Genomic DNA, 21070 nt, shown 5'->3' with positions numbered 1-21070 from the left:
CCCTTCCGTGCCCGCCCCGACCCGGCGCAGGCAGAATTGGCCCCCGCAACCGCGAGCAGGGAGTGATCAGCATCGTGACAGTGGCCGTGCAGTCGATCGAGCAGAAGATCGCCGAGGAGCTCGGCGTCCGCGAAGGGCAGGTCAAAGCCGCCGTGGACCTGCTCGACGGCGGGGCGACCGTGCCGTTCATCGCGCGGTACCGCAAGGAGGTGACCGGCGCCCTCGACGACGCACAGCTGCGCACGCTGGAGGACCGGCTGCGGTACCTGCGGGAGCTCGACGAGCGGCGGGCCGCGATCCTGGAGTCGATCGACAGCCAGGGCAAACTGACCGAGGAGCTCGCCGAGCAGATCCGCGCCGCGGACACCAAGGCGCGCCTGGAGGACATCTACCTCCCCTACAAGCCGAAGCGGCGCACCAAGGCCCAGATCGCCCGCGAGGCCGGCCTGGAACCGCTGGCCGACGGCCTCCTCAACGACCCGAACACCGACCCGCAGGCCGCCGCCGCGGTGTTCGTCGACCCGGAGAAGGGCGTCGCGGACGCGCAGGCCGCCCTGGACGGTGCGCGCGCGATCCTGGTCGAGCGTTTCGGTGAGGACGCCGACCTGATCGGCGAACTGCGCGAGAAGATGTGGACCGAAGGCTACTTCTCGTCGAAGGTCCGCCAGGGCAAGGAGACCGAGGGCGCGAAGTTCGCCGACTACTTCGACTTCGCCGAGCCGTTCACGAAGATGCCCTCCCACCGCGTGCTCGCCATGCTGCGCGGGGAGAAGGAAGACGTCCTCGACCTCACCGTCGAACCCGAAGAACCGTCCGACGAGCCGAAGACCGGGCCGTCGGACTACGAGCGCCGCATCGCGCAGCGCTTCGGCATCACCAACGAGGGCCGCCCGGCCGACAAGTGGCTGCAGGACACCGTGCGCTGGGCGTGGCGCACCAAGATCCTCCTGCACCTGGGTATCGACCTGCGGATGCGGCTGCGGCAGAAGGCCGAGGAGGACGCGGTGAACGTGTTCGCCGCCAACCTGCGCGACCTGCTGCTGGCCGCCCCGGCGGGCACCCGCGCGACGATGGGTCTGGACCCCGGTTTCCGCACCGGTGTGAAGGTCGCCGTGGTGGACGCGACCGGCAAGGTCGTCAACACCCACACGATCTACCCGCACCAGCCGCAGAACCGCTGGGACCAGGCGATCGACGAGCTGGCGAAGCTCTGCGCCGCCCATTCGGTGGACCTGATCGCGATCGGCAACGGCACCGCGTCACGGGAGACCGACAAACTCGCCGCCGAGCTGATCAAGCGGCATCCCGAGCTGAACCTGACCAAGGCGGTCGTGTCCGAGGCCGGCGCGTCGGTCTACTCGGCGTCGGCGTTCGCCTCGCAGGAGCTGCCCGAGCTGGACGTGTCGCTGCGCGGCGCGGTCTCGATCGCGCGGCGGCTGCAGGACCCGCTGGCCGAGCTGGTGAAGATCGACCCGAAGTCGATCGGCGTGGGCCAGTACCAGCACGACGTGTCCGAGGTGTCGCTGTCGCGGTCGCTGGACGCGGTCGTCGAGGACTGCGTGAACGCCGTCGGCGTGGACGTCAACACCGCCTCGGCGCCCCTGCTGACCAGGGTTTCCGGCATCACCGCGGGCCTGGCCGAGAACATCGTCGGCCACCGTGACGCGCACGGCCCGTTCCGGTCGCGCTCGGCGCTGAAGGAGGTGCCGCGGCTGGGTCCGAAGGCGTTCGAGCAGTGCGCCGGCTTCCTGCGCATCCGCGGCGGCGACGACCCGCTCGACTCCTCCAGCGTGCACCCCGAGGCCTACCCGGTCGTGCGGCGGATCCTGTCCAAGACCGGTGTCGAGCTGCGTGAGCTGATCGGCAACGAGCGGGTGCTGCGCAAGCTGCGGCCGGAGGACTTCGTCGACGACACGTTCGGCCTGCCGACCGTCACCGACATCCTCGCCGAGCTGGAGAAACCCGGCCGGGACCCGCGTCCGGCGTTCAAGACCGCCACCTTCGCCGAGGGTGTGGAGAAGATCGGCGACCTCAAGCCGGGCATGCGGCTGGAGGGCGTGGTCACCAACGTCGCCGCGTTCGGGGCGTTCGTCGACATCGGGGTGCACCAGGACGGTCTGGTCCACGTGTCGGCGATGTCGAAGAACTTCGTCAAGGACCCGCGTGAGGTAGTCAAACCGGGTGACATCGTCAAGGTGAAGGTGCTCGAGGTCGACATCCCGCGCAAGCGGATCTCGCTGACGTTGCGCCTGGACGACGAGGTCGGCGGCGGCCGCGCCAAACCGGCTGGTGGAGGCGGCGGCGAGCGCCGCGGCGGCCAGCCGCGCAAGGGCGGTCAGCCCAAGCGCCGCGAGCCCGCGGGCGGCGGCGGTGCGCTGGCCGATGCCCTCCGAAAGGCTGGATACGGTCGCTAAAACGCAGTTCAGGGTCCATCATCGAAGGGTGCAGTGGGCCGACTACCTGGCTGATCGATCCGCCCGGCGCTGGCTGCGCGGCATCGCCGGGCGGCTCGACCCCGGCTGGCAGGCGCTGGCCGGGGACCCTTCGCTGTGGCGGGCCTTCTCCCGTCACCTGACCGCGGTCGACGACGCGGTGCGGTGCGAAGAGGACATGGTCTCCCGCGACGAGCCGGTCAGCAGGCTCGTCCTGCTCGCGGGCCACGCGCACGACGTGTGGACGCAGGCCGAGGGCACCGGCTGGCAGCCGCCGGAACGCTGGACCGACCAGGAGTGGACCGGTCTGCGGCTGCTGGCCTGCCTGCGGCTCGCGGCCGACGAACGCGGCGGGCCGAAGCTGCCGCGCGTCGCCGAGCAGGCGCCGAAGCGTCCGGTGGGAACCGGTGAACAAGTGAACAAGTGAACAATCGGCGCGAATACTTCGGCTGAATGTCCCGGAAAAGCCGCCGAACGGCACTGGTGAATCGTTGACGGACTTGCCTACGATCGGATTTCCTTTTTTCCGGTCCGGTTGCGTCCGGAGGCGATGCCGTTGGTGTTCTTCCGTGTCCTGGGACCGCTCGAAGCGGAAGTGCGCGGGCGGCCCGCGACGCTCGGCGGTCCGAAACCGCGCCTGCTGCTGGCCGCCCTGCTGCTCGAGCCGAACAGCGTGGTGTCCGCCGACGCGCTGACCGACGTGCTGTGGCCGGGTCAGGTGCCGCGCTCGGCCGGCGCGAACCTGCGCACCTACGTGCACGGCCTGCGCCGTCTGCTCGGCGGCCGCATCGAGGGTCGCCCGGGCGGGTACCTGCTGCACGTCGCACCGGACGAGCTGGACGCGACGCTGGCCGGACAGCTCGTGGCACGGGCGCACGAGGAGCACGCACCGGCACTACTGGACGAGGCCGCCGCGTTGTGGCGCGGCGAGGTGCTGGAGGACCTGCCGCACCACCACTCGTGGTCGCCCGCGGTGGCCCGGCTGACCGAGCTGCGGCTGTCGGTGCAGGAGGAGCGCCTGCGGAGCCGCGTCGAGGCCGGGCGGCACGCCGATGCGATCGTGGAGTTGCGGGGCCTGCTGGCCGAACACCCGCTGCGCGAGGAGCTGTGGCGGCTGCTCGTCGTCGCGCTCGGGGCGAGCGGGCGGCCGGGCGAGGCGCTGGCCGCCTACGCCGAGGCCGAGCGGGCGCTGCGAACCGAGCTGGACACCGATCCCGGTGAGCGGCTGCGTCAGGCCCTCGTCGAGACCGCTCCGGCCGCCCCGGTGTGCCAGCTGCCGCTGGACCTGCCCGACTTCACCGGACGTCAGGACCAGCTGACGGACCTGGCCGGCGTGCTCGACGGCTCGCGGACCGCGGTCGTGGCGCTGTCCGGGCCGGCGGGCGCCGGGAAGTCCGCCCTCGCGCTGCGTGCGGCCCACGCGGCGCGCGACCGCTACCCCGACGGCCAGCTCTACGTCGACCTGCGCGGCACGTCGGAATCCCCGCGCCGCCCACTGGAGGTGTTGCCCGAGCTGCTGCACGCGCTCGGCGTGCCGGACGCCGGGATCCCGCGCGGGCTCGACGAGCGCTCCGCCCTGCTGCGGTCGCGGCTGGCCGGACGGCGGGTGTGCCTGGTGCTCGACGACGCGGGCAGCGCGGCCCAGGTCCGTCCCCTGCTGCCCGGCGCGGGGGCCTGCGCGGTGCTCGTCACCAGCCGCGGCCGGCTACCCGATCTGATCGCCGCCCGGCACGTCGACGTCGGCATGCTGCCGGAGGCGGAGGCCACCGAACTGCTCGCGCGCATCGTCGGCGCCGCACGTGCGGCGGCGGAACCGGATGCGGCGGCGGCGATCGTGCGCGCGTGTGGCCGGCTGCCGCTGGCCATCCGCGTTGCCGGGGCGCGGCTTTCGCACCGTCGCGAGTGGACACTTCGCACGCTCGCCGATCGGCTGGCGGACGAGCGCCGGCGTCTCGACGAACTGCGCGTCGGCGATCTCGCCGTGCGGGCCGGTCTGGCGTTGAGCTACGAGCAGCTCCCGGTCAGCTGTGCCCGCGCGTTCCGGGCACTGGGCACGCTGGGGCCGCTGCCGTTCCCCGGCTGGGTGGCCGGGGCGCTGCTCGGCCGGTCCGGCGCCGACGACGTGCTCGAGGTACTGGCCGGCGCGCACCTGGTCGACGTGGTGGACGGGCAGCCCCGGTACCGGTTGCACGACCTGGTCCGCTGCTACGCCCGCGAACTGGCGGACTCGGACCCCTACGACGAGCGCCGCGCCCGCGTGCGCCGCGTGCTCGAGGGGTACCTGGCGCTCGCCGACGAGGGCCGCGCGGCGGATGCCGGTGCGCTTCTTCGGCGCGGCACCGCCACCGCTGCCGCCGGACCTGCGGTGCCCGGACACCGTGCCCGGCGAACCGGTCGCCTGGTTCGCCGGGGAACGGCCGGTGGCGCTCGTGGAACTCGCCGTCCGCTGGCGCCTCGATTCCCTGGCCTGTCGGCTCGCGACGGCGTTCACCCCGTTCTTCGACCTGCGCGGCCACCACGACGACTGGCGCCGCACGCACGAACTGGCGCTGGGCGCGGCGGAGCGCGCTGGCGACCTGCGCGGGCAGGCGATCGTGCTGCGCAACCTCGGGCAGCTCGGCGTCTACCAGGACGCCTACGCCGACGCGCAAGCCGCGTCCGAGCGTTCGCTGGCGCTGTTCCGCCGCATCGGCGACGATCAGGGCGCGGCCGTGGCGCTGGCCGGCCTGAGCACGATCCGGCGCGTGTCGGGTGACCACGAAACGGCACTTTCGCACTGCCACGACGCGCTGGAGTTGTTCACGCGCAGCGGCGACCGGCACGGTGAAGCGGTGGTGCGGATCGCGATCGGATCGGTGTGGCTGGCCCGTGGCTGCCACGCGACCGCGGAGCGCTGGTTCACCGACGCGCGCGCGGCGTGTGTCGAGATCGGCGACCGGCACCGGGAGGCGCACGCCCGGCACCGGATGGCCTTGCTGCACCAGCACCGCGGCAACCTGGGGCACGCCCGGGAGGAGCTGGACCGGGCGATCGCGATCTTCCGCGAACTGGGCGACGACCACTGCGTCGGCTACGCGCACCAGAGCCTCGGCGAGCTGTGCCTGCGCGGCGGCGACCTGGCGCACGCGAAGTTGCTCCTGGTGAACTCGCTGTCGGTCCACCGGCGCGACGGCGACCGGCGTTCCGAGGCCGAGGCGGGCGAACTGCTGGGCGAACTGCACGAGCGGCTCGGGCAGATCCGCGAGGCCCGCGACCACTTCCGGCGATCACTGGAGATCTGGGAGGAGCTCGGCGCCGGCGAACCGGCGGCGGCGTTGCGGGAACGGTTGCGTCACCAGCCATTGACCATGATCGGCGGCGGGTCCATCCTGGTCCCCTCAGTGACCTCGAGGGAAGTCGGGAGGGGTCGATGAGCACCTTCGTCGTGATCGGGGGCGCCGGCCGGACCGGGCGCCGGATCTGCGAGCGGCTCACCGGGGGCGGGCACCGGGTCGTGGTGGCGAGCCGCAGCTCGACGCCCCAGCTGGACCTCACGGGCAAGCCCGACCCGGCGATCTTCGCGGGCGCCGACGGTGTCGTGATCGTCGTGGAGCCGCCGCGCGATCGCGACGCGGCCGAGGCGGCGATGCACGGCGGTGTGGCCGCGGTCGCGGAAATCGCGGCGCGCGAGGACATCCCGGTGGTGCTGGTGTCGCAGATCTACCTGACGCGCGCGGCCGAGCACCCCGAGTTGCGGGGCGTGATCGAGGCGAGGGCGCGGGGCGAGCAGGCGCTGCGCGAGAGCGGCGCGCAGTACACGATCGTCCGGCCGAGCTGGCTGCACGACCTGCCCTCCGCGGGGGTGCGCATCGAGCAGGGCGACACGGGCGAAGGCCGGATCGGCCGCGACGCGGTGGCCGACGCCGTCGTCGCGGCGCTGTTCGACCCCTCGGCGTCGGGCAAGACGTTCGAGCTGTACGACGACGAGGAGTCGACGTCGCCGGACTGGCCGTCGGTGTTCGCCGCCCTGCACGCCGACTAGTGCGTGTCTGACAAAGCCTGTGTCCAGGTGATGACGTCGTGGAGGAGGACGGCTGCTCGGTAGACGGTGGCGAGGTTGTCGAACCGGGTGGCGATTCCCCTTGCGGCCGCGGTGGTGTTCAGCAGGGTGACCGGTGCGCGGCCGTTCCCCTCGACCACACGGTGGGTCTTGGTGGTCGGCCCACCGCGGCAACGGCCGATGGCGTGATCAGGCGGCTCGATTCCGGGTTTCGTGTAGTGCGATCCAGCCCCCTGCGATCAACCCCGCCGCGTCTGCGGCGGCCTGGGGTCGCCGTGGCACGGTGTCCCGTGCCGTCACCAGAACCAGCCACGATCTTTGTCAGACGCGCCCTAGTGCTGCGCTTCGGGCAGCAGCTCCAGCACCTGCTTGGCGAGGTGCTGGTAGATGATCGACGTCCGGAAGCCGACGACCTCGCGGCGGCTGGTGAAGCGTTCGAGCAGGAACGCGTGCAGGTGGTCGATGTCCTGCGCGGCGACGTGCACGAGGAAGTCGTCGCTGCCGGCCAGCGTGAACACCGAGATCACCTCGGGCAGGTGCGCCACCGAGCTTTCGAACGAATCCACCACCGCGCGGTTCAGCGGTCGGATCTGCACCGCGACGATCGCCTGCACGCCGCGGTTGAGCGCGCCCAGGTCGATGTCCGCGTGGTACCCGCGGATCACGCCGCGCTGGCGGAGCAGGCGGATCCGTTCCAGGCACGTCGACGGCGCGATCCCGACCTTGCGCGCGATATCCCGGTTCGATTGCCGCGCATCCTCCTGCAGGAGCCGCACGATCGCCGAATCAAGTTCGTCCATGTTCGTAGCCCCCGCTCTCCTGCCGAATATCGTTCGGCGGCGACGCTTCCCCGTTGGGCATCAGCCTAGCTTTCCGCGCATGAAGCATGAAGAGGTGAGGATCCGGCACGGCCGGCGCTCCGGACTTCCCCTGATCGTCGCGATCCACTCGACCGCGCTCGGCCCGGCCGCGGGCGGCATCCGCGTGCGCCGGTACCCGGACTGGCGGGACGGACTGGCCGACGCGTTGCGCCTGTCCGAGGCGATGACGTCCAAGAACGCCGCGGCCGGGCTGGACTTCGGCGGCGGCAAGAGCGTGATCGCGCTCGGACCGGATGTGGACCTGACGCCGGAGTTGCGGGAGGCGGCGCTGCTCGACCTGGGCGAGGTGATCGAGTCGTTCGGCGGCGCGTACTTCGGCGGGCCGGACGTCGGGACCGGTCCGGACGACATGGTGGTGGTGCGGCGCACGACGTCCCGGGTGTTCTGCCTGCCGGAGTCGCAGGGCGGGACGGGATCGTCGAGCGCGCCGACCGCGGTGGGGGTGTTCGAGGCGTTGCGCGCGGGGGCGACGCGAGTGTTCGGCAGCGCCTCGCTGAGCGGGCGGACGGTGGTGATCAGCGGCCTGGGTTCGGTGGGCGGGCTGCTGGCCCGGCACGTGGCGGAGGCGGGCGCACGGGTACTCGTGTCCGATGTGGACGATTCGAAACGGTCGTCGGGCTACGAGTGGGTGCTGCCGGAGAAGGCGTTGCGGACGCCCGCGGACATCCTCGTACCGGCCGCGGTGGGCGGAGTGCTGTCCGCGGAGCTGGTGCCCGAGCTGTCCGCGCCGATGATCGTGGGCCCGGCGAACAACCAGCTCACCGACGAGTCGGTCGCCGACGCGCTGGCCGCACGGGGAATCGTGTGGGTGCCGGACTTCGTGGCGAGCGCCGGTGGGGCGGTCTACATCCTGCTGCGCGAGATCGAGGGGCTGAGCCACGCCGAGGCGATGTCGCGAGTCCACGCGATCGGCGACACGGTGTCGTCGGTGCTGGATGCCGCGCGGGCCAACGGAAGCACGCCGCTGCGCGAGGCACTGTCCCTCGTGGACGCTCGTTTGGCCGGTTCACGCTGAGGATCGAGCCGCTCCGCACTCGGCCAATTTTGTCCTAAAAGGATTATCCGAGTCGGTTGTCGTAGGCTTCACGGGCGTCGAGGAGTTCCTCCCAGTGCTCACCGGCCCAGGCGCACACGACTTTCATCGGTTCGAGCATGCTGCGCCCGAGCGGGGTGAGTGCGTACTCGAGGTGCGTTTGGCCGGTGCGCTGGACGAGGCCGTGGCGTTCGAGGCCGCGCAGTGATTTCGTGAGCATTTTCGGCGTGACGCGACGCAGGGGCACGCGGAGTTCGGAAAAGCGCCGGGGGCCGCCTTCGAGGCAGGCGATCACGAGGGGCGCCCACTTGTCGCCGAACCGGATCGGCGCCAGGCCGGACGGGCAGAGCTCGTCGAACATGTCCGGGGCGAGGGGTTCGCGCATGGTGCCACGGTAGCCGGTATCCGGGAGGAAACCGGGGTGGCGGCTAGGTTCGGCCGGGTGAGCAGAATCGTGATCTTCGGCGCCGGCGGGCGCGTGGGCCGAGCAGCCGTCGCGGAAGCACTACGCCGCGGCCACGAGGTGACCGCGGTCGTGCGCGACCCCGCGAAGTACGCAGCCCTGGAGAACTCCTGGCTGGCGGCAAGCCCAGGGCTCCCCGCAGAGCAGGACGCCGCAACCCCCACCCAGGACGAGACCCCAGTCATCCCCACCGCGCCGCCCCCACAGCCGCCGACGACCCACCGCGCCGTCCCCGCCCCAGCCGGAGCCTCCACCGCCGAACCGAACCTCGCACTCCCCGCCACAACCCCACAACCGGCAACCGCCAACCCCACCGTCTCCCAACACACCGAAAGCCCCCACCTCCAGACCAAACCCCACGCCCCCACCACAACCCCACAACCGGCAACCGCCAACCCCACCGTCTCCCACCTCACCGGAAGCCCCCACCTCCCGACCAAACCCCACGCCCCCACCACAACCCCGCAACCGGCAACCGCCGACCCCACCGTCTCCCACCTCACCGGAAGCCCCCACCTCCCGACCAAACCCCACGTCCCCGCCGCAACCCGGCAGCCGACAACCTCGCCGCCCCACCCCCGGCCGGTGCCCCCATCCCCGAACCGAACCCCACCATCCCCGCCGCACCCGTGCGGCTCGTCGCGGGCGACATCACCGACCCCGCCTCAGTCGCCGCTCTCACCAAGGACCAGGACGCGGTCATCTCCGCCGCGGTGGTGTATGGCGCGGGCACCGACCCGCACTCGTTCTTCACCGCCTCGTCGCGCGCACTGGTCGACGCAAGCCCGGCGCGCCTGATCGTCGTCGGACTCGCCTCGCTCGCCCCCGGTCCGTCCGGCGGGCTGCTCATGGACGCGCCCGGCTTCCCCGACGAGTTCCGCCCGTTCGGCGCAGCGCACGCGGCGGGGCTCGACGTGCTGCGCGCAAGCGACGTGGATTGGCTGTACGTGAGCCCGGCCGGAGACTTCGATCACAGCGGAGCGCCGGCCGGTGGGTATCGCGTCGCGCCGCACGGGGACCTCGCGGACCGGATTACCAGCGCGGACTTCGCCGTCGCCCTGGTCGACGAAGCGGTGAGCCCGCGCTTTCACCGCGAACATTTGCTGATCACCGGCTCTTGACCTCAAGTATTGTCGAGGTTCAATCCTGGGCGGCATGGAACAACTTGATGTTGCGGTGATCATCGGAAGCACCCGCGAGGGCCGGTTCGGCCCGGTCGTGGCGAAGTGGTTCGCCGAGCAGGCGGACGCGCATGGCGACTTCCGGACCGACGTGATCGACCTGGCGGACGCGAACCTGCCCGCGACCCTCTCCGGCCGGACGACACCCGAGGTGGCGGCGGTCGGCGAGCGGCTGGAGCGGGCCGACGCGTTCGTGGTGGTGACGCCGGAGTACAACCACAGCTACCCGGCCTCGTTGAAGACACTGCTGGACTGGCACGGCACGCAGTGGCAGGCGAAGCCGGTGGCGTTCGTGTCGTACGGCGGGTTGTCCGGCGGATTGCGCGCGGTCGAGCACCTGCGCCCGGTCTTCGCCGAGCTGCACGCGGTGACCATCCGCGAGACGGTGAGCTTCCACGGAGCCTGGAGCCTCTTCGACGACTCCGGTGCGCTGGTGGACCCGGCGGGCCCCACCGCGGCGGCCAAAGCGCTCCTCGACCAGCTCGCCTGGTGGGCCGAAGCCCTCCGCACCGCTCGGCGCACCCGCCCCTACGGCAGCTGATCCCGCCCGATGCGGCGATCGTTTGCAGTTCGCGCGCGGCTGGCCACGTTCGGGTGGTCGGGAGCAGCTGGGCGGGTGGCTCAGCCACTCCACCGCCTATGCAGCCCAGCCCGGGCGGCGGCCGGATACTCGGCAGGTCCGTGGCTGAGCCACTCCGCCACCCCGCGTCCATGACGCGACCCATGCGACCGGCCGCTCGGCGGGCCAGTGGCTCAGCCACTTCACCACCCGCCCGCCCGGGCGGAACTCCAGCCGCGGGTCACGGTGGATCTCTGGCGCACCCACTCCACCAACCACCCCGGCGGAACTCCAGCCGGGAGTCACGGCGGGCCAGTGGCTCACCCACTCCACCAACCACCCCGGCGGAACTCCAGCCGGGAGTCACGGCGGGCCAGTGGCTCAGCCACTCCACCACCCACCCGGCATGGCCGGGTGGGACGGTGGCCCGGCCGGCCGCACAGGGCACGCCGCCTCTCCCCTGAGGCTGCGGTTGCGGCTATTCCCCCGGTAGGTGGGTGGCAGCGAGCGCCGTCCTGCGGCATCGTGTCTCGCGGGCGGGGACGACTGGGGGTCGTCCCCGCCCGTGGCGACATACGTCGACCAATGACCCCGGCCCTCCGGCAAGTTTGTGCACCGCGAAGGGCCTAAGCAACGCACCGGCGCCAAGCCTGCGGGCGGGCGGGCCCAAGTCCAGCCTGCCGTCAGGTCCGCCGGGTCAAGCTCCCGCCTTCAGCGCCAGCTCGTCGAGCCCCGCGGCGAACGCCCGCGCGATCTCCTGGATCTCCGCGCTCTGGATGGTCAACGGCGGCGACACGGCCAGCGCCTTCGCCAGCGTCCGGGGCAGCACGCCCTGCTGGCGGATGAGCAGACTGAGGTCGGGCACCGCCGAGGGCAGGCGGTCGAACAGGTCCGGCTCCAGTTCGACGGCAGCCAGCAGCCCAGTGCCTGCCCGCACCTCGCGAACGAGAGGGTGTGTGGTCAACGGCTCGAGCGCGGTTGCGAGTTCGCTCTCCAGGAGCCGGCCGCGCTCAACCAGGTTGTCGCGCTCAAGGATGTCGATGTTTGCCAGCGCCGCGGCGCAACAGGCAGGGTGACCGGAGTAGGTGGCGCCGTGCCGCAGCGTCGTGCCAGGCCGGTCCCAGAACGGCTCCGCGACGCGACCGTGCGCGATCACGCCACCCAGCGGCAGGTATCCACTGGTGACGCCCTTGGCGAAGGTGATCAGGTCCGGTTCGATGCCCCATCGCTCGACCCCGAACCAGCTCCCGAGACGACCGAACCCGCAGATCACCGCGTCGGCGATCACCAGGACGCCGAACTCCCGGCACACGTCCGCAACACCCTGCACGTAGCCCTCCGGCGGAGCGAGCACGCCGCCCGCACCGATGACCGGCTCGAACAGGAACGCCGCCACCCGCTCCGGGCCGACGCGCCGGATCTCCTCCCGCAGTGCCTCGACCGAGTCGTAGGCGACGCGCGACGACGAAGGCAGAATCTCGCCGAAGCCCGTCCGGTTGGCCTCGATGCCGGCGACGCCGGTGCCGATGCCGTTGGTGCCGTGGTAGGAGTTCGTACGGCTGATGACGTGCACGCGCTCCGGCTGCCCCTGCGCGGCGTGGTACCGGCGCGCGATCTTGACGGCGCTGTCGATCGCCTCGCCGCCACCGGTAGTGAGGAAGACCTTGGCGTCGGGCATCGGCGCGAGCCCGGCGAGCCGTGCCGCGAGCGCGCGGGCCGGTTCGTTCGCGAAGTCGCCGAAGATGGAGTAACCGGCGAGCTTCCGCATCTGCTCGGCAGCCGCGTCGGCGATCTCCGCCCGGCCATGGCCGACGTTGGCGTACCAGAGGCTGGCCGTGGCATCCAGGTAGCGGTTGCCGGCAGCGTCATACACCCACACGTCATCACCGCGTTCGAGGACGAACTCGTCGTCCCGCACGACGGCCATGTCCGAGAACGGATGCCACAGTGCTGTATCCATGACCTCACGTTAGCTGGCGGACGACCTTGCCGGGGTTGAGAATCCCCAGCGGGTCGAACGCCTGCTTGACCGCCTGGTGCACGGAAACGCCGACCTCGCCCAGCTCCGTTTCCAGCCAGTCCCGCTTCAACGTGCCGACGCCGTGTTCCCCGGTGATCGTGCCGCCCAGCTCGAGGCCGAGCGCCATGATCGCGTCGAACGCGGCACGCCCGCGACGCACCGAGTCCGGATCGGAGCCGTCGAATACGACGTTCGGGTGCATGTTGCCGTCCCCGGCGTGGCCGCACGTCGGGATCAGGACGTCGTGCTTCCGCGAGATGGCGGTGACCCCCTCGAAGAACTCGGCCAGCCGGGAACGAGGCACGCACACGTCGTCCACGAGCCGGTCACCGAGCCGCTCCATCGCCACACCGGCGAGCCGCCTCGCCGCGATGAGCATGTCCGCCTCGGCGCGGTCGCTCGCCACGAGCACTTCGGTCGCTCCGCAGGTCCGCGCGACCTTCGCGAAGGCCTCGAGATCCTGTGGCGCCGCTGGGCCGCGATCGGACTGGGCGATCAGCACAGCTTCGACGTCGGCCGGGAATCCCAGGTCACGGTAGGCCGCGACCGCGTCGATCGTCGGCTTGTCCATCAACTCCAGGACCGACGGCCGCTGGCCGGCGCTGAGGTATTCGGTCACGGTCCGGCACGCGGCCGGCGGCGACGCGAAGAACGCCACGGCCGTCAACGGCGCCTCCGCGACGGCCCGCAACGCCACGGTGACCTCCGTGATCACACCGAGGGTCCCCTCCGAACCGGTGAACAACCGCACCAAGTCGTACCCGGCCACTCCCTTCGCCGTCCTCCGGCCGGTACGCAGCACGCGGCCGTCAGCGAGCACCACCTCCAGTTCACGCACGAAATCACTGGTCACGCCGTACTTCACACAGCACAGTCCACCAGCGTTGGTGGCCACATTCCCGCCGATGGTCGACGACTCCCACGAGCCGGGGTCTGGCGGGTAGAACAGGCCCTTCCCCTCGACCGCCTGGGACAGGACCGCGTTCACGACCCCTGGCTGCACGGTGGCCGTGTGGTTGACCTCGTCAATGTCCAGGATCCGGGTCATTCGCTCGAGCGAGAGCAGAATCGCCCCGTCGATCGCGTTTGCTCCACCCGACAGTCCGGTCCTGGCCCCCTGCGGCACCACAGGGATCCGATGCCGGGAGGCGACGCGCAGGATCTGGACGACCTCAGCGGTCTCGGTCGGCCGCGCCAGAGCTATCGGCACACCAGCGGTGCCGAAGCCGGCTTGGTCGAAGCGGTATCCGGCCAAGACGTCCGGATCTGCGGTGACGAAATCAGCTTCGAGCTCGGCGATGAGTCCCACCGGCTCACCGTATCGGCCCCTGGGCGGCGAGAGAACCGGGTGATGCCCGGGCGCTCGCCCGCGGACATCCGGGCATCACCCCCCTTCTCGGTGTGGTCTCAGGCGGAGATCTCCTTTCGGCTCTCACCACTCTCGATCGCGATCTTGCGCGGCTTCGCGGCCTCCGATACCGGGATCCGCAGCGTGAGAACACCCCCCTCGTAGCTCGCCTTCACGTTGTCGGTGTCGAGCGTGTCGCTCAGGAAGAGCTGGCGGGAGAACACCCCGAGCGGCCGCTCGGCCACCTGCATCTCGACGTTGTCACCAGTGGCGGAGGGGCGCCGCTCCGCCTTCACAGTCAGGACGTTGCGTTCGATGTCCAGCTCGATCGCGTCCGGGCTCACGCCGGGCAGGTCGAACACAACCACGAACTCATCGCCCGCGCGATACGCGTCCATCGGCATCGCGGCGGGGCGCGACCACGTTCCGGCCCCCTGGCCGAACACCTGCTGGGTCAGGCGGTCCAGCTCACGGAAAGGATCGGTGCGCATCAACATCAGGACACCTCCTCGGTCTCGTTTCACTGTCGGAGTTGACGTCGCACACCACAGTTATAGCGCGTCGTCGTTCCGTTGACAAGTGTCGTCGTCATCGGCATGATGACAGGGTGCCGCCCAACGAAAAGATGCATGACGCACTGGAACTACTGGAGGAAGTGCTCGGCGGAGCCACCGCCGAGCACGAACCGAGGAAGGTCCTCGCCGCGCTGCGGGTGTTGCGGGAGCTTCGCGAGGAGCTGATGACCTGGGAACCGCAGCTCATCAGGGCGGCACGCGAACTCGGAGTCAGCTGGGCGGAGCTGGCGCCGGCGCTCGGCGTGGCGAGCAGACAGGCGGCTGAGCGCCGTTACCTGCGGCTCCGGGATGCCGCGGGAAGCGACAACACCGCGGATGAGCGAGTGCAGGAGACACGGGACCGACGGGCGGAGGACAGGGCGATCGTCCAGTGGGCCCGCGAGAACTCCGCCTCGCTGCGCCGGCTGGCGGGCCAGGTCAGCGCACTGAAGGGAGTGCCGGGAGTGGGCAAGGTCCGGCGAGCGCTCGCCGAGGACGACGCCGCGGCGTTGCTGTCACCCCTGGCCGGGGTGGGCCAGCACCTCGACCACGCGTATCCCGCACTGGCTGTGGAGATCTCGGAGATCGCCACACATACGGAACGGGTCCGCAGGGAGACCCAGGAAAGGAGGCAGTCATCCCGGTCAGGCAACGGGTCCTGACGTGTCGCCGAGCCGGACAAACGGTACGCAGTGGGTTGCCAGGAGACGAACCAGCGGCGCGTGAACCGGCGCTGCGTCTGATGTCCCTGCTGGGGCGGGCGTGGTTTTTGGCAGGTGTGAGCGAGGTGTTCGGTCCCGTGTAGGGCTTTCGCTGGGTCTCCGGAGGGAGAACCATCGAGCGGCGCGGCCACCGGCAAGGGCGTCCTTGAGCGGCGACGGGCTGCGGCAGAGCGGTGACCGGACACCGCCCGGGAAACGTCGGAGGCGGTCAGGCAGGGCCCTCACGGCATGGCGGGTCACGGGCACAGGCTCGCTCGGCGGGGCGCAGGTTGTTTCGCCCGTTCAGGTGACGCGCTGGACTGAGGCGGACCTGCCGTCAGCGCGCTCCTGACCAGCGAGGAGCTGGCGCGGCTCGCCGGGCGCGCCACCCAGACGGGTGGTCCGTCGCGTACCCACCGCGGGGGCAAGCTTGTCGCCCGCATGTGGGGGAGCCGGGCTGTAGGCACGAATGGGGTGGACGCTTGGGGATGTCGCCCTCAGGGAGTGATCTCCACCGGGGAGATTTCGGGCGCGCTGGCTTGTTCGGGGACTGAGATCTCCACGCGCGGCACCGGGGACGGGCGTGCGGCGAGTGCAGCCACCGGTTCCGGCTGGGCCGGCTCAGACCGGGTCGACTCGGAGCCGGCCAGCTCGGAGCGAGATGCCCCCGGTCGGGCCGACTCGGATCGCGCCGCCTGGGACCCGGCTGGCTCCGGCGGAGTTGACTGGGGCCGCGGCGCCTCGGAACCGGCTGACTCCGGCGGAGTTGACTGAGGTCGCGGCGCCTCGGAACCGGCTGACTCCAACGGAGTTGACTGGGGCCGCGCCGACTCGGAACCGGCTGGCTGCGGTCGAGTTGTTGAGTCGGGGCGGGGCGCCTCGGAACCGGCTGGTTCAGGCCGGGTTGACTTTGCCTCTGTCGACTCGGGTCGGGGCGAGTCGGATCGCGGTGACCCTGGTTGCGCAGACTCGGCTCGGGCTGGGGTGGCGGCTGTCTTCGGCAGCTCGGGATCGGCGTCGGCTGGGGTGTCCTGGGGCGTGGTGTCCCGTGAGTTCCGAGTGGTCGCCGCCTCGCTCAGGAGCGGGGTTGCCTTGGTGAGGAGTTCGTTCACCGCGCGGAGGCGGCGAACCGCGTCGTCGCGGATCTTGTTCAGCTGGTCGACCTTGGCCTGCGCCTCGGTGGTGCGGCGGTTCGCGAGGGCGGTGGCTTCGGCCAGCAGTTTTTCGGCCTGGGCGCTGGCCCTGGTGACCTTGTCCTCGGCGCGGACGGTTGCCTCGGCGACCAGGGAACGAGCTCGGTCCGTCGCTTCGGTGACCAGTTTGTCCGCCTGCGCCCGGGCATCGGCTTCCTGCTTGGTGGCCTTGGCCTGCAGCGCCTCGGCTTCGGCGCGAGCGGAGGTCAGCAGCTCCTCGGCCTTGGCGAGGGCAGACGACTCCCTCTCGGATGCCTCGTTCAGAGCCGAAGTCAGCAGCTCGTCCGCCTCGGCACGGGCGGCGGCCAGTGTCGTCTCGGCCTCGCCACGGGCGGAGGACACCGTCTGCTCGGCTTCGGCGCGGGCCGACGACAGCAGCTCGTCAGCCTCCCGACGCGCGGAGGTTGTTGTTGCGGCCGCTTCGGCGCGGGCCGAGGTCAGCAGCTCGTCGGCTTCGGTTCGGGCGGAAGTCAGCAGCTCGTCCGCTTCGGTGCGCGCGGAAGTCGTTGTTGCCGAGGCTTCGGCGCGGGCGGAGCTCAGCAGCTCGTCGGCCTCGGCGCGGGCCGAAGACAGCAGCTCGTCAGCCTTGTTCTGCGCGTCGGTCACCAGCTTTTCCGCCTTGGCGCGGGCTTCGGCCTCGCGTTCGGCGATCGTCCGCATCGCGGTGGCGCGACGGACCGCCATCGCCTCTTCGAAGTCCTTCTCGATCTCGGCGCGGCGGCGCGCGGCCTGCTCGTCCAGCTTGTGCCTGCTCTGCGTCGCCTGGCGGGTCATCAGGTCGACCTCCGCCTGGGTCCGCCGCATGATCTCGGCCTGCTCCTCGGCCATCTCCCGGCGCCGGGCATCCAGCTCGGCGACCAGGCGCTCGTGCCGTTCCCGCAGGCGGCCGGCCGCCTGTTCGGCCGCCGCCCAGCTCCGCTCGGCCGCGAGCCGCGCCCGCTCGGTCACCTCGGCAGCCTCGTCCTCGGCCAGCTCGACCATGCGCAGCAACCGCTCGGTCAGCCCCTCCGCCTCGATCGGCGTCCGGCTGATCCGGTCGATCTTCGCACGCAGGGCATCGTTCTCGCTGCGCAGATCCTCCAGCCCCGCCGCCAGACGCTCGATGGCAGCCACCGCCGCATCGCGATCCGCGATCACCGTCCGCAGGTCAGCCTCGACAGCACGGACGTACGCCTGCACCTGCCTCGCATCGTAGCCCCGCCACGAGCGGTCGAAATCCGTCCGCAGTGGCACCAGATCCTCGCGAGCGTCCACGGCCGTCATCCGCACCTCCCGAAGAGACTGTCCTGAGTGGACAAAAGCTGCTGAAAGCCTGCCACTGCCCAGCATCCTCTCATCCGCGCCCGTCGTCCACCCGCCGGGGCCGAGCGGGGGAATTTCCCGCTGTGACACCGGCAGAACGGCCCTCACGAGCATCACCTCCGTGCCCGCGATCCCCAGCCGGATGGCGGCACGCGGCTTGCGGAGGAACGACTTCCCGCCACCAGGCGCCAATTTCCGATTCACCGGTGCGTGGTGACGCGGCCGACTTTCGCGTACCCCAGAGGCGCGCCGGTGATCACCGTGTGCAATCTCGGCTTCCCAGGTGGCCGCGGATGCCGCGACAACCTTCAACGTCCAGTCGAGGTAAAGGCAGGCGCGGTACGGACCAGACCACGGAACTCCCGGCTGGAGCGGGATTTGCCGATGGCCGGGGATCGAGGCGCCAGTCGAGGTGGGTTTGGACGCGGCCAGTGAGCAGGCCGCCAGCGAGCACACCCACCGCGGCCCGTATGCGGGCGGCCAATGCAGGCAGCGAGCGAGCAGACGGCCGATGAGCAGGCGGTCCGTGCACACACGGCCAGGGCAAAGCGCCAATGCGCACGCGGCGGGTGTGTCACGCGACCAGTGCGCAGGCGGCCACTGGGCAGGCAGCCGGTGGGCGCGCGGTCACCGTGCAGGCAGCCGGTGCCCGCACGGCCACAGTGGAGGCGGGCAGTGCGCGCAGTCAGAGCGTCGGCGGGCCGGTCGACGCGGCCAGAGTGCACTCAGCACGGCGCACGCCTGGCCAGGGTGCATGCGCCACGAGAGACGCGCGCTCGTGCGGGACCCGGCGCTCACGACCGCCGGGGCGGGGTGGGGTAAAGGCGCTGGTGGCGCGGACATCAGCCGTGGCAGGCGGGGGCGGGCTCGCCTGCTGACGACCAGGTCGAACGGCCGGCGCGTGCGGCCCTCGCGGCGCGTGGCTGTGATCAGGCGATCGTGGCCCGGGAGCAGCGGACTAGGCGTCGAGGCGGGCTGATCTGGCTCACCGCACCGGCACTGGGACGACACTCCGAGAACCCCGCGGGGCAACGCTCCGAGCCCCAGCGCAGTGGACGACACTCCACGACCCGGCCGCGGGAAACCTGGGGAACCGCGTCTCAACGCCTACTTGACCCTTTTCCGGCAGGTCGGGCGCCCCTTGGCGACCTTCGAGCTGCGGGGGCGGTCGTTTGGCGGTGTTTGCCGCGCCCCCGCCGGGCCGACACCGTAGCCTTGCCGGGTGACGGAGACCGATGGGCAGGACAACGCGCGCGTCATCGCCGGTCGCTACCGGCTGCGACGTCACATCGGCGGTGGCGCGATGGGGGTCGTCTGGGAGGCGACCGACGAGCTACTGGACCGAACCGTTGCCGTGAAACAACTTCTCATCCCGCCCCAGCTCACACCGGCTGAGGCCGAGCAGGCCCGCAAACGCTCGTTCCGCGAAGCCCGCCTCGCCGCGCGGCTGCAGCACCCGCACGCCATCACCGTGTTCGACGTGGCCGACGACGACGGCAAACCCGTGCTGGTGATGGAATACCTGCCCTCGCACAGCCTGGCCGAGGTCCTCGCCGAGCGCGGCAGCCTCCCGCCGGCCGAGGTCGCCCGCATCGGCGCCCACGCCGCATCCGCCCTGGCCGCCGCCCACGCCGCCGGGATCGTGCACCGCGACGTCAAGCCCGGCAACATCCTCCTCGGCGCCGACGGCATCGCCAAGATCACCGACTTCGGCATCTCCAAGGCCGCCGACGACGGCACCCTCACCGGCAGCGGCCGCTTCGCCGGCACCCCCGCCTTCCTCGCCCCCGAGACCGCCCGCGGCGAACAGCCCGGCCCCGAGTCCGACGTGTACTCGCTCGGCGCCACGCTGTACGCCGCGGTCGAGGGCCGCATGCCCTACGGCGACACCGACAACCAGATGGCCCTGCTCTACGCGGCCGCCGCCGGCCGGGTCGCCCCGCCCGAGCACGCGGGACCGCTCACCGGCGTCCTCGACCGCATCCTCCAGGTCGACCCCGCGGCCCGCCCCACGATGGCGGAACTGGCCTCCGAGCTGGGCAAACTGGCCCTGCTCGCTGCGCCGACGAAGGCCGACACGGCGCCGCCGAAGAAGACGTCCAGACGAAGATTCGCGTTCGCCGGCGCCGTGCTGGCCGGGGTCGCCGCCCTGGCCGTGGCCCTGGTGATCCTCCTGCCCGACTGGGCCGGGAGCGGCGCCGCACCCAACCCGACCTCCTCGGCGGCACCGCCGCCGTCCCCCACCACGACGACCGTCACCGAGACGGCGTCGCACAGCAGCACCCCCAGCGCGAACCCGAGCAGCGCTACCAGCAGCCCGGCCTCGGCCGTGCAGGCGGTCAGCGACTACTACGCCCTGATGCCGCGCGACACCGACGCCGGCTGGGAACGCCTCGGCCCCGTCCTGCGCGCCCAGGGCAAGGCCGCCTACGTCCGGTTCTGGTCCGGCATCACCTCGGTGACCATCGTCGGCGGCCCGCGGCTGGTAGACGCCGACACCGTCGAGGTCACGCTCGACTTCGCCTTCGACGGCAAGCACTCCCGCGAGCGGCACCACCTCGACATGATCGAAAGCGACGGGAAGATGCTGATCAACCGCGACAGCGGCCCGCTCTGATCCCCGTCAGGGCAGGTAGTACATCGGGTTCGGCAGTTTGACCGGCCGCTCGGCGTGGCCCCCGGAGAGGTCGCTGAACTGGTCGCCCAGGTTGAGCACGATCGTCGCGCCGCCCGCTTCGATGTGGGCCCGCGTCCCGGACTTGTACTGCACGGTGGTGCAGGTCAAGCCGCACGGCAGGTAGTCCGGCGGGGTGGTTTCGGGCTTGAAGAACGCCGCGGCGGGCGCCGGGTAGCCCTCGTTGGCCAGGTTCTTCAGGGACGCCGGGCCCTGGTGCTCCTTGCGGCCGGTCAGGAAGTACACCCGGACACCGTGCTGCGCGGCCCAGTTCGCCAGCGCCAGCGTCGGCTTGATCGCCGGGAACGCGCCGTCGTCGATGGCCTTCTCCTGCTTGACCGGGTCGAACCCGAAGTCGTTGTCGGCCTCCCAGCCGTAGGTGACCTCGGAGGTGTCGTCGATGTCCAGCACGATCGCCGGGTTGCGGACGCCCTGCTGGAGGCGCGTGGCGAGGTAGCGCTGGGCCCCGTCGACCTGCCGGCGCACGTCCGCGGCCCAGCGGCTGTCGTCGGACTCGTGGTGCTTGCCGCTCTCGTCGACCCAGTTGCCGTAGTAGGCCTGGACGTCCAGCTTGACCTGGCCCAGGTTGGCCGGCTCGTGACTGCCGCCCGACGTCGCCACCGCGGTGGTGCCCCCGGCGATCGTCGCCCCGATCGCGGCCGCGGCGGCCAACTTCACCAAACCGGACAT

At 71.4% G+C, this 21070-nt stretch carries 17 protein-coding genes and 1 pseudogene; 11 read left to right on the top strand and 7 right to left on the bottom strand.

The genetic code is table 11. The features are described 5' to 3' along the window. The first annotated feature begins 62 nt into the window (after positions 1–62). From FB470_RS17755 to FB470_RS17740, 5 genes are all read left to right on the top strand, one after another. Positions 63–2414, top strand: coding sequence for a Tex family protein (locus FB470_RS17755; RefSeq protein ID WP_306992951.1), 2352 nt, complete (start codon positions 63–65; stop codon positions 2412–2414). Positions 2415–2442: 28 nt separating this feature from the next. Further along, entirely contained in the window at positions 2443–2859 is a 417-nt protein-coding gene (locus FB470_RS17750) for a DUF6401 family natural product biosynthesis protein (protein WP_306992949.1), read from the top strand. A 132-nt stretch (positions 2860–2991) separates the two neighbouring features. Next, positions 2992–5187, top strand: a complete 2196-nt coding sequence (locus FB470_RS17745) for an AfsR/SARP family transcriptional regulator (RefSeq protein ID WP_442320135.1) — start codon at positions 2992–2994, stop codon at positions 5185–5187. Further along, on the top strand, positions 5144–5845 hold the full coding sequence (locus tag FB470_RS35980; RefSeq protein ID WP_442320553.1) for a tetratricopeptide repeat protein: 702 nt from the start codon (positions 5144–5146) through the stop codon (positions 5843–5845). Before FB470_RS17745 ends, FB470_RS35980 begins: the two co-directional genes overlap by 44 nt. Continuing rightward, entirely contained in the window at positions 5842–6453 is a 612-nt protein-coding gene (locus FB470_RS17740) for an SDR family oxidoreductase (RefSeq protein WP_306992947.1), read from the top strand. The genes FB470_RS35980 and FB470_RS17740 overlap by 4 nt, the downstream gene beginning before the upstream one ends. Positions 6454–6803: 350 nt before the next feature. Here FB470_RS17740 and FB470_RS17735 read toward each other — a convergent pair whose 3' ends face one another. After that, positions 6804–7271: an Lrp/AsnC family transcriptional regulator gene (locus FB470_RS17735; protein ID WP_306992946.1), complete on the bottom strand. Its 468-nt coding sequence runs from the start codon at positions 7269–7271 to the stop codon at positions 6804–6806. Positions 7272–7350: 79 nt separating this feature from the next. Here FB470_RS17735 and FB470_RS17730 point away from each other — a divergent pair, with 79 nt between their 5' ends. Further along, positions 7351–8367 carry a Glu/Leu/Phe/Val dehydrogenase family protein gene (locus tag FB470_RS17730; RefSeq protein ID WP_306992945.1) on the top strand — a complete coding sequence of 339 codons (1017 nt, stop codon included), beginning with the start codon at positions 7351–7353 and terminating at the stop codon, positions 8365–8367. Between the two features lie 43 nt (positions 8368–8410). Here the strand turns inward: FB470_RS17730 and FB470_RS17725 are convergent, their stop codons facing one another. Beyond that, on the bottom strand, positions 8411–8770 hold the full coding sequence (locus FB470_RS17725) for a winged helix-turn-helix transcriptional regulator (protein ID WP_306992944.1): 360 nt from the start codon (positions 8768–8770) through the stop codon (positions 8411–8413). Positions 8771–8806: 36 nt separating this feature from the next. On the opposite strand from FB470_RS17725, the pseudogene FB470_RS17720 reads away from it, so the two are divergent. From FB470_RS17720 to FB470_RS17710, 3 genes and pseudogenes are all read left to right on the top strand, one after another. Then, a pseudogene (locus FB470_RS17720) lies at positions 8807–8905 on the top strand (hypothetical protein); the annotation flags it as partial. Between the two features lie 572 nt (positions 8906–9477). After that, positions 9478–9969, top strand: a complete 492-nt coding sequence (locus FB470_RS17715) for an NAD(P)-dependent oxidoreductase (protein WP_306992942.1) — start codon at positions 9478–9480, stop codon at positions 9967–9969. A gap of 34 nt (positions 9970–10003) precedes the next feature. Next, the gene (locus FB470_RS17710; RefSeq protein WP_306992941.1) at positions 10004–10570 is read left to right on the top strand and encodes an NADPH-dependent FMN reductase; all 567 of its coding nucleotides are present in this window, start codon (positions 10004–10006) and stop codon (positions 10568–10570) included. Between the two features lie 715 nt (positions 10571–11285). Here FB470_RS17710 and FB470_RS17705 read toward each other — a convergent pair. From FB470_RS17705 to FB470_RS17695, 3 genes are all read right to left on the bottom strand, one after another. Continuing rightward, positions 11286–12548, bottom strand: coding sequence for an aminotransferase family protein (locus tag FB470_RS17705; protein WP_306992939.1), 1263 nt, complete (start codon positions 12546–12548; stop codon positions 11286–11288). Between the two features lie 4 nt (positions 12549–12552). Then, positions 12553–13917, bottom strand: a complete 1365-nt coding sequence (locus tag FB470_RS17700; protein WP_306992937.1) for an FAD-binding oxidoreductase — start codon at positions 13915–13917, stop codon at positions 12553–12555. A 98-nt stretch (positions 13918–14015) separates the two neighbouring features. Continuing rightward, entirely contained in the window at positions 14016–14453 is a 438-nt protein-coding gene (locus FB470_RS17695; RefSeq protein WP_306992935.1) for an Hsp20/alpha crystallin family protein, read from the bottom strand. Positions 14454–14563: 110 nt separating this feature from the next. Here FB470_RS17695 and FB470_RS17690 point away from each other — a divergent pair, with 110 nt between their 5' ends. Continuing rightward, positions 14564–15172, top strand: a complete 609-nt coding sequence (locus FB470_RS17690; RefSeq protein ID WP_306992934.1) for a hypothetical protein — start codon at positions 14564–14566, stop codon at positions 15170–15172. A gap of 536 nt (positions 15173–15708) precedes the next feature. Here FB470_RS17690 and FB470_RS17685 read toward each other — a convergent pair. After that, the gene (locus tag FB470_RS17685; RefSeq protein ID WP_306992932.1) at positions 15709–17814 is read right to left on the bottom strand and encodes a DivIVA domain-containing protein; all 2106 of its coding nucleotides are present in this window, start codon (positions 17812–17814) and stop codon (positions 15709–15711) included. A gap of 1114 nt (positions 17815–18928) precedes the next feature. Here FB470_RS17685 and FB470_RS17680 point away from each other — a divergent pair. Then, on the top strand, positions 18929–20323 hold the full coding sequence (locus FB470_RS17680; RefSeq protein WP_306992930.1) for a serine/threonine-protein kinase: 1395 nt from the start codon (positions 18929–18931) through the stop codon (positions 20321–20323). Positions 20324–20329: 6 nt separating this feature from the next. Here the strand turns inward: FB470_RS17680 and FB470_RS17675 are convergent, their stop codons facing one another. After that, positions 20330–21070, bottom strand: a complete 741-nt coding sequence (locus FB470_RS17675) for an HAD family acid phosphatase (RefSeq protein WP_306992928.1) — start codon at positions 21068–21070, stop codon at positions 20330–20332.

The sequence above is a fragment of the Amycolatopsis thermophila genome, assembly GCF_030814215.1.
Taxonomy (GTDB): domain Bacteria; phylum Actinomycetota; class Actinomycetes; order Mycobacteriales; family Pseudonocardiaceae; genus Amycolatopsis_E; species Amycolatopsis_E thermophila.
Note: the sequence above shows the minus strand (reverse complement) of the source record. Positions and strands in the feature narration are given on the sequence as shown.